We start from the raw sequence: 9,258 nt of genomic DNA on the forward strand, positions 1-9,258 counted from the left end.
AGGTGCCGACCACCCGCCTGGCGTTACTTTTCTGCCAGAGGATGCCCGCGCCTTATAAGAAAACCGCACCGGGCTCTACAGCAACGGTGCGGTTAAAGAGGGCGTTGACCAAACGTATTGCCCGGCTCAGCCGGGCCTACGCTATCGCTGGAGGTTGCTCCGGGTGTCCCAGGTGGTGTTGCTTCAACCGCCGGGGCAATTCCCTTTGCACGAAGTCGGCGATCGATTTCTTGCTTTGCCTTAGCAAGTCTATTCCTGATGGCGTCAATTGATTTGAAGTCAGCCAGGTACTTGGCTTCGTTGGCTGTGAGCGCGCCGGCGTCAATGCCGAAGACCTCTGTGAACTCGTCATGGAATCTCTCCTTGATCAACCGGATGTAGCGCTGTTCGGGTACCAAGGCCGGGTTGCGGCCCGCGTTCACGAGCACCACCACACCTTTGACCACACCGCCGTACACCTGTCTGTAATGGGACAATTTTGCCAGAGTACCCCCCAAGTTGGTGACGTTGTCCACCAAGACATGCGGCGCGCCTGGAACCACATCGCCTGCAAAGAGTGCGCGGGCGGCCATGCGCTCCATGGGGTCTGCGCCCGTGTGAAAGACCCGGTCAATCTGCACAATTTCCGTGTCTACGCTCGTACACGAGTGACAAAAAACGCGCGTGTGTCCTGCTGCAATACGGGCCGGATCGCTCAACTGGGTTTCTATCAGCAGGTCAATGTCGCCACCCCGCCGGTTTTCGTCTGGCGGCGCAAGATACAGCTGCACAGTTTGGTGTTCAGTGTGCGTCGCATGGGTTGTGCTCAGCTCCAGTCCCGGTCTTGCGGCGGTGCATCTTGCTGGTCTGCCAAAAAGTCGGGTGGCAGGGGTACGGTACTGGCGCAAAAGTCTTGCAGCCATTCGCCCATGTTGGCGCCAGGCACGGTTTGCGGTTGAAGCCAGAGCGCATGCCCAATTTGCTTAATGCGCAATTCTTGGGCTTGCAAACCGAGCTTCGCAGGCAGCCTGCATGGCCTGGCTGCGCCCGCTAATCAAGAGTTTGGCGGTGATCGTCATGTTGAACCCCTGATGTAACAAGACAGAGGCTTGCGACACGGTTAACCCTGCCATCTCAACCCGCCGTGAAATGTTGCAGAAAGGGCTCTTCAGGCCTTGGCCTTCACCTCAAGCGCCACCGGCACCGATTCACCCAGCTCTGCAGGCACGCTGAAGCGCTCGCGCACCGGCCAGGCCACACCGCTCTTGAAGCCGGTGCCGGGCAGCTGGCGGTAAAAGCTGCCGTTGATCTGGTTCACGTTTTTCAAATACCGCACAAAGCGCCGCAGCAAAGCCGCATTGGGCTTTTTGGTTGGGGCCACCACCCAAAAATCGTCCAGCGTGCCTTGAAAGCACAAGCCCTGCATGTTGTAGACCGCCTCGCCCACCGCCTTGGTGGGCGTGCCGTGGCGCAGCGCCTGCAAGCCCACCGTGCTGTTGATCACCACCACGCCCCGCGCATGGTTGAGCAGGGTGGGCAGGTGCTGGTCGTGCACATACCAGCAGCGGCCCTGCAAGCCCAGCGCGGTGGCCCACTGCGCAATCGCGCTTTGGTAATGGGTGTAGCCCCGGTCCAGCGGGTGGTGCTTGATGACCAGCGCCGTGTCTTGCGGCGCATGCGCTGCAAACGACCGCATCGTTTGTTCAATGAAATCGGGCACGCCGTCAAATTTGGAGTGCACCTTGATCTGCGCGTCGTTGTGCACCTGCAGCGGCACAATGAAAAACCGCCCGCTCCAGCGGCTGAGCAGCTCGGGCAAGGCCTTGCGTTCTTGCCACTGGTACCAGCGCTTGCGCCCGGCCGAAAGCACCCACGGCCAGGCCTCCAGCCAGGTCAGCTTGCGGTGGTGCTGGTAGTGCGCAAACCAGGGCCGGCCCAGCGCACCGGCCAGAAAATACCAAAACCCCCACCACACCATGGGCCAAAACGTGTTGCCCACGTCTTGTTCGGGCACATCGGGCGTTTCGGGCTGGTTCAGGTAATACAGCGGCGAGCGCGGCAGCTCCGAATGGCCGTTGACCCCATGCCGTTCCAGCGTGATGTGCCTTGGTCGCAAGTAACCCTCTTCAAACACACCCACCTCGAGCCCGCGGCTGAAAGCCACCGCGTGTGCCTGTGAGTGAATGGTGCGGCAGTCGCCAAACAGCAGCACCGTGTCAATGTGCAGCTGGTCCAGCAGGTCGGCAAAAAACTGGGGCCATTCGGCCATGGGCCGGTTGAACGCGATGGCGTTGCGCGGGTAAAAAAACACATCACCCGCGTGAAAGTTCACCTTGTGAACCGTGGCCCCGGCTTCGGTCAAGTCGGCGGCCAGATGGGCAAAAAACGGCCCAACCGGGCCTTGCAGCAGCAAGACCCGTTTACCCTTGAAAGACTGAAAACCCATCGAAATCATGAAACGCAATTTTGCCTGTTGCGCTGCATCAATAGGAACTGATCAACAGGCCGACCCCCACAAGTGTGAAAAATAAGTGTCACAGGCTGTTCCACACCGCCCTGGCCAGCACACCCAGTTTTCGACACTGCCGGCGCAGCCATCCGTTGCGTAAAAGCTGCAGTTCCCCGCTGCGCTCCAGCGCTGTGCGCGTTTTGACCACTTGGTGCAACACCGCCTCGCAGGTGGTGTAGCCGCGCAATGCCCAGTCCCAGTACAGCGGGTAGCGCAGCAGCGCCCCGGCCACCAGCTCGTCCAGGCTCAGGGCTTGCCTGCGTCTGTTTAAAAGCGCCGGTGCGCCAGCCACGTCTTGCGTCAGCCCCCAGCCCGCGTAAAACGGCTGGCCATACACCACCACCCGCTTGCCGCGCAGCAAAGCGTCAAACCCCGCCAGCGACGTCATGGTGTGCAGCTCGTCGCAAGCCTCAATGCAGCTCACCACCGAGTGCCCGGTCTCCACATGGTCCGCCCACGCCCGTGCAGCAGCCAGGGCCAGCGTACCCCGCCGGTTGCCACTCACCACGTCCGGGTGCGGCTTGTACACAATGAAAGCTTCAGGGCAGGCTCTGCGCGCGGCCTGCAGCAAACCCAGGTTGGTTTTCACCCCCGTGCAGCCCAGCCGAACAGACGCATCGTCTTCCACCTGCCCGGGCACCAGCACCACCTGGCGCCCCTGCGTGTGCCAAGCCACAGGCTCCCGGGGCTCCAGGTTGTATTTGGTGATGCCGTGGGCCACCACCGTTTCACGCACCCGCTGCGCCCGGGCCAGCTCGTCGGGGGTGAACTGCGCCGTGCTCAGCAGGTGTTCCAGGTCTGAAGGCTGCGACGGGTTGAAGTAAATGCCCCGGCCGTCCAGCACCAGCGAGAGCGGCCGTATCAGGTCCGAGCCCAGCCCCACGCCCCGCACAAAGCCGTCTTCCATGCGCAGCAACTGCGCGCCGGTGTGTTGCGCCAGCGCCTGCACACCCGCAGGCGCCAAGCCACCCCAGCACACCAGCGCGTCGCCAGCGCCCAAGCCCAGTCGGGCAGCCGCCCGCGCATGCCGCACAAAATGCACCCGCTCAGGAAACAGCGACAGCAGCGGCGCCAGGTTGTAGCGCCGCCACAACGCAAAACCCACACACACCACCCGCCCCGTGGGTTTCGGCGCTGCTTCGCTCTTTGGCGTGTGGGTGTTTTGCTGTCCACTGGCCAGCCCTGCCATGTTCCGCTGCCGCACCAGCCAGTCCATCACATCAAAAATGTTCCCGCGCTCGTGTGTGGCCGGGTTCAGGTAGCGGGTGTAGTGAAAGTAGGCCGCAGCAAACAGCTCGTCCACCGTGCGCAGCCGGTTGCGCCGGGGGCAGCTTTGTCGGTCGTCGGTGGCGCCCCAGCCGGCGTACCACGGCAAGCCAAAACAGGTGACCCGTTTGCCTGCCAGCAAGGCTTCAAACCCCATGGTGGAGGTGACCACATACACCCGGTCCATCTGCTTAATAAGGCTCAGCGGGTTGATGGCCTGGCGCAGCACCACCGTGCGCGGCCCATGGGCCTCACCGCCAGCATCGGTATCTTGCACAGCCGTCAGGTAACCGCCCTTGCGCCCCGAAGTCACCTCCGGGTGGGTCTTCACATACACCGTGGCCTGCGGGTTTTCAGCGCGGGCCGCTGCCAGCATGGCGGCAAACGTGTCTGCGTTGGCTCCGCCCAGCGCCACGCTCAGGTCGCCAGCCGTCTGGTCAACCACCAGCACACGCTGCACACCACGCTCCCCGGCTTCACTCCTTCCCCCTTTGGGGGAAGGCAGGGATGGGGGCTCTTCACCCAGCCACTCAGCCAGCTCCCCCACCCAGTGCTGCGCATGGTTGTACTTGCTCAGCCTGTGCGCCAGCAGCAGCGCCTTGGCCCGAGCCACGTCGTCTGCCAAGCCGTCCAACACATCCACACCAGACGCCAGCAAAGCCTCTAGCGCGCTGGGCCGGGTGCTGTCGTAGTAAATGCCCACTTTGTCCACCACCAGCGAAAGCGGGGCGAAGTGCTGCCCGGTGCCAAACGACCGCAAAAAGCCGTCTTCAAGGCGCAGCAGCGGCAAGCCTTGGCGGGTGGCTATCGCTTCGGCGTGGGTGGCGCTGGGTTTGCGGCCCCAGGCCACCACCGCCTGGCCTGCGCGGGTGGGCTGCCGCACCCAAGCGGCCAGCCGGCTTGCCCGCAGCACCCGCGCCTGCAGCATGGCGCCCAGGCCATGCAGACCATGCACCGCGTCTGACGTGCAAAGCAGCTCGGTGACCCCGCCCGTGGGCTGGGCTTTCAGCACAGGCCCGCCGCTTCAAGGCAAGCCCGCACCGCTTCTTGCGGCACCCGCGTGCCGGGCAAGCCTTCGGCTGCGTGGCCGCTTTGCGCGCCCATGGCTGGCATCATGGGTTTGCGGCCTGCGTGCAGTTCGCCAATGTGCCAGCGCGTCCAGCCTTCCCAGTAAGCCAGCCGCTGCGGCGAAAGGCCCGCCACGCTGTAGCCCGTGTCGGCGGCGTTCATCAGCGAGTCGGCGCGGTGCGCGCCAAAGGCCAGCGGCTGCGCCAGCCGGTAAACCGCCTGCCGCCCAAACACCAGCCGCAGCCGGCTGTGAAACTCGCTGTCGGCCCCGGTGCGCACCGCGTCCCACAGGCCCGCGCGGGCCAGCACCTCTTGGCGCCGAAACAGCGGCGAAGCCGGGTTGAGCCGCGAAAGCGGGTGTACCGGCCGCGCGTAATACGTGCCGTCGTCTTCAATGCGCACCCACTGCGAGGTGCTGGCCACCAGGCGCCGGTTTTCCAGCAGCGGGCGCATTTGCCGTTCAATGCGCAGCGGGTGCGACCAGTCGTCCGAGTCGTGGCATGTGACAAACCCACCCGCCGCCCGGTGCAGCCCCACCGTCTTGGCCACATAGGTGCCCGCATTGCACGCCAGGCGCAGGTATTTCACCCGCGGGTCCTGCTCGGCCAGCGCGCGTACCACGTCGGCCGTGCCGTCGGTGCTGCAGTCGTCCACCACCACCACCTCCAGGTTGCGCCAGCTTTGCGCCAGCAGCCCCGCCAGCGCCGCGCCTATGCGCCCAGCCGTGTTGTAAGCCGTCATCACCACGCTCACCAGCGGTCCGTCTGCCACCGCTGGCGCCTCGGCCGCCACCAGGTTGGTGGTGCCGGGTGGAAGGTCGGGGTTGCGCAGCGCCAGCGCCGGCAGTGAAAAGCGCGCCAAAAAAGCGTTCATGCGCGCCAGCTCTTGCGCTGGCGAACCCTCTAGCGCGTTGGTGGCCAGCAAATGCAGCTCGGGGCTGGGGCGCTCTTGGTGGGCCGCCAGCGCGGCTTCAATGCGGTGGGCGGCCTCGTCTTTGGCGCCCGTGCGCAGCAGCAGCGCGGCGCGCAGCGCCTGCGGCGCGTGCCCGTGGTTCACCAGCGGCAGCGCCAGGGCCGGCATAAAAGGCGCCAGCGCGTCAGCCAGCACCGTTTGGTAATGCCCCGGCCCGTGGCGCAGCAGCAGGCGGCGCACCACGTCGGTGGCCTCGTCGTGCCGCCCACACCCCGCCAGCGAAACCGCCACCCCCATGCCGCCCTGCAAGTGCTTGCCGTCCCAGGCACTTTGCGCCACCGTGGCATACATGCCCAGGCGGTAGCAAGCGGCCTGCTGCCAGCCGGTGCGCGGCCATGCTTCAGGGTGCAGCTGGGCCAGCGCCTCTGCAAACCGCGACTGCGCCAAATACCTGTAAAAACCCAAACTGCCTCGCACGCTGCCCCAGCCCCCTTATGCCGAAGCGTTTGCCAGCGCAGCGGCTTCAAAGCCCTTCACGCTGCGCCATTTCAGCGTCGAGCGCGGGTCGTACACGCACACCAGCCGCCTTGCAGACGACTCCACCTCTTGAATGATGATGTGGTAATTGGGCTCGCGGCCAAACCATCCGTTCATCTTTTCCAGGTTGATCGGGTCGTGAATGTGCCCCTTGGTTTGCCCCGCCTTCCATTGGTAGGGCACCGAAACAATCAACACGTTGGCTGTTTGCAGCAGCTTCTTGCAAAACGCGCCTGCATCGGGCACGTGTTCCACCACCTGCAAGCAGGTCAACACGTCAAACTTTTTCTCAAAGTTGTGCTTTAAAAAGTCGGCCTTGATGGACGTTACGCCCTTGGCTTCGTAGGGCTTGCGCAAGTCCAGCGAACAGCGCTCGGGAATCCAGTCAAACCAGTCGAGGTAAGGGCAACCGTTGGAACCCACGTCCACGATGGACTTGGCGTGCTCACCCAGCACCCGCACGATTTGCTTGATGCTGAAGATGTAAATGCTGTTTTGGCGCTTGAGCCAATAGGCGTTGTTGCTCATGAAATGGGTATTTGGTTGGGTTATTGCATTTCCAGCGGTGCGTCAAACGGGCGGTAGCGCGCTGGAAACTCCATCCGTGTTTTCTTGTTCACTTTGTGCCAGTGCTTCCAGGCTTCGCGGTAAGCCCGGCGCGACTCAGACAAACCCGTTTCTTCTGAAATCCCCGTTTGCTTGTTCATGGTCAGGCTGTCTGGGTGGTACAGCGCAAAACACAGCGGCTGTTCCATTTTGTGTACAGCCTCGGCCCCAAAGTGCTTCATCAGCCGGTGGTGAAACTCCGTGTCTGCGGCATAGCGCACGCTGTCCCAGTAGCCAATCGTCTCCAAAACCACTTCACGCCGCAGCATCAGCGTGGCCACCGCTTCGTGCAGGTAAGAAGCCGTCCAGTTTTTAAACACAAAGTCGCCACTTGGCGTCATGCGCACCCAGTTGCCCAGCGTGCCCACCCATGCCGGGTTGGCTTCCAGTGCCGCCACCTGGCGGGCCAGGCGGTCGGGCAGGGCCAGGTCGTCGGCGTCCAGGGTGGTGAAATAGCGCCCCTTGCACTGCGCAAACACCGTGTTGCGTGAAACATAAGTGCCCTGGTTGCTCGCGTTGTGCAGGGTTTTTATGCGCGGGTCCAGCGCCGCCAGCTGTTCGGCCAGCGCGGCCGAGCCGTCGGTGCTGTTGTCGTTCACGATGTACAGCTCAAAGTTGCCATGCGTTTGCGCCAGCACCGAACGCACCGCATAAGCCAGCGTTTTTTCAGCGTTGTAGCAAGACATCATGACCGTGACCAGCGGCCCCGAGCCCGCCGGGCACGCTGCGCCCGGCGCCGGGCTGGCCGGCTGCAGCTGGTGCAACACCAGGCCATGGGTTTCGCCGTGTGCTTCTGGCGGCGGGGCCACCGCCAGCTGCGCCACCCCGTGGCCCGCCAAATACCCGTTCACCGCCTGCAGCCATTCGGCCGACGCTTTTTGGGCCGTGGCATTGGCCTGGCCCATCAACGCTTCAGGGCTTTCTTGCGCCACCCCCAGGCTCCACACCGCCTGCGCCTGGTGCCCGTCTGCCGCCAAAAAGTGGGCCGCGTGCAACGCGCGGTAAACCAGCTTGCGCGGCACGGCAATCTTGTTGCCCGCCAGCAGCGGCTTTATCACCTCGCGGTTGGTTTTGTAAGGCTCAAACGCCGGGTACAGCTTGGCCAGCATGTCGTAAAGCACATAGGCCTTTTCATAGGCCTGGCTCACAAAATACTGGTTGGCAATGCTGAAAATGCTGGGTGCGTTCATGCTGAAAACTCAAAAAAAAACAAACCGACTGCTTATCTGCGTATCTCTTACCCCCTCTCCCGCAAGCGGGAGAGGGCTGGGGTGAGGGCCGTCCGTTGAGGCAAGGGGTGAGCGGCGGGCACCAGCTGGAGGCCCAACACCCATCATCCTTCACCCCCCCCAAACCCCACCCGGCCCAAGCCACAAGCCCCGTCAGGCGTCGCCGCCAAACAAATCCCGGGTGTACACCTTGTCCACCACATCGGCCAGGTCGTCCGTCAGCCGGTTGGCCACAATCACGCTCGCCTGCGCCTTGAAAGCCGCCAGGTCGTTCACCACCCGCGACCTAAAAAACGCCGGCTCTTTCAACACCGGCTCGTACACGATCACGTCAACCCCCTTGGCCTTCAGGCGCTTCATGATGCCCTGCACCGAACTGGCCCGAAAGTTGTCGCTGCCCGCCTTCATGATCAGCCGGTAAATGCCCACCACCTTCGGGTTGCGGCGCAACACCTCGTCGGCCACAAAGTCTTTGCGCGTTGCGTTCGCTTCCACAATGGCGCGCATCAGGTTTTGCGGCACATCGGCGTAGTTGGCCAGCATCTGCTTGGTGTCTTTGGGCAGGCAATAGCCGCCGTAGCCAAAGCTCGGGTTGTTGTAGTGGTTGCCCACCCGAGGGTCCAGGCACACACCGTCAATAATCTGCCGCGTGTCTAGCCCATGCACAGCGGCGTAGGTGTCCAGCTCGTTGAAATAAGCCACCCGCATGGCCAAAAACGTGTTGGCAAACAGTTTGATGGCTTCGGCCTCCGTGTTGTGCGTCAGCAGCACCTGCACGTCTGGCTTTAGCGAAGCGCTGCGCAGCATGTTGGCAAACACCACAGCCGCTGCAGCCGTTTCGTTGCTGCCGCCGTCATTGGCCTCACTCCCGTCATGGCGAGCGAAGCGCGGCAATCCATCCGCTCCCACACCTTCCCCAGAAACCGCACCCGCCCCCCCGTCATGGCGAGCGAAGCGCGGCAATCCATCCGCACCCACACCTTCCCCGGAAACCACACCCGCCCCTCCGTCATGGCGAGCGAAGCGCGGCAACCCATCCGCACCCACACCTTCCCCGGAAACCACACCCGCCCCTCCGTCATGGCGAGCGAAGTGCGGCAATCCATCCGCACCCACACCTTCCCCGGAAACCACACCCGCCCCTCCGTCATG

At 63.4% G+C, this 9,258-nt stretch carries 8 protein-coding genes and 1 pseudogene; 1 reads left to right on the plus strand and 8 read right to left on the minus strand.

The window, feature by feature from the left end:
- Positions 1-92: 92 nt before the first annotated feature.
- The 8 genes and pseudogenes from ACTG4K_RS09845 to ACTG4K_RS09880 form a co-directional block, all read right to left on the minus strand.
- Positions 93-770, minus strand: coding sequence for a hypothetical protein (locus ACTG4K_RS09845; protein WP_439114013.1), 678 nt, complete (start codon positions 768-770; stop codon positions 93-95).
- Positions 771-805: 35 nt separating this feature from the next.
- Positions 806-988, minus strand: coding sequence for a hypothetical protein (locus tag ACTG4K_RS09850; protein WP_439114014.1), 183 nt, complete (start codon positions 986-988; stop codon positions 806-808).
- Between the two features lie 159 nt (positions 989-1,147).
- Positions 1,148-2,434, minus strand: a complete 1,287-nt coding sequence (locus ACTG4K_RS09855; RefSeq protein ID WP_439114015.1) for a capsule biosynthesis protein — start codon at positions 2,432-2,434, stop codon at positions 1,148-1,150.
- A gap of 79 nt (positions 2,435-2,513) precedes the next feature.
- Complete coding sequence (locus ACTG4K_RS09860) at positions 2,514-4,766, minus strand: capsular polysaccharide biosynthesis protein (protein ID WP_439114016.1); 2,253 nt, start codon at positions 4,764-4,766, stop codon at positions 2,514-2,516.
- A complete protein-coding gene (locus ACTG4K_RS09865) occupies positions 4,760-6,199 on the minus strand; it encodes a glycosyltransferase (protein ID WP_439114017.1) in 1,440 nt (479 codons plus the stop codon). The genes ACTG4K_RS09860 and ACTG4K_RS09865 overlap by 7 nt, the downstream gene beginning before the upstream one ends.
- 27 nt (positions 6,200-6,226) lie before the next feature.
- On the minus strand, positions 6,227-6,799 hold the full coding sequence (locus ACTG4K_RS09870; protein ID WP_439114018.1) for a class I SAM-dependent methyltransferase: 573 nt from the start codon (positions 6,797-6,799) through the stop codon (positions 6,227-6,229).
- Between the two features lie 20 nt (positions 6,800-6,819).
- Entirely contained in the window at positions 6,820-8,067 is a 1,248-nt protein-coding gene (locus ACTG4K_RS09875; protein ID WP_439114019.1) for a glycosyltransferase family 2 protein, read from the minus strand.
- Positions 8,068-8,259: 192 nt separating this feature from the next.
- Positions 8,260-8,892, minus strand: a pseudogene (locus tag ACTG4K_RS09880) (UDP binding domain-containing protein); the annotation flags it as partial.
- A gap of 156 nt (positions 8,893-9,048) precedes the next feature.
- Between ACTG4K_RS09880 and ACTG4K_RS09885 the strand changes: the two are divergent.
- A partial coding sequence (locus tag ACTG4K_RS09885; RefSeq protein WP_439114020.1) for a hypothetical protein occupies positions 9,049-9,258 on the plus strand: 210 nt, incomplete at its 3' end.

Origin of the sequence: Hydrogenophaga sp. (genome assembly GCF_965657535.1) — a bacterium.
Taxonomy (GTDB): domain Bacteria; phylum Pseudomonadota; class Gammaproteobacteria; order Burkholderiales; family Burkholderiaceae_C; genus Hydrogenophaga.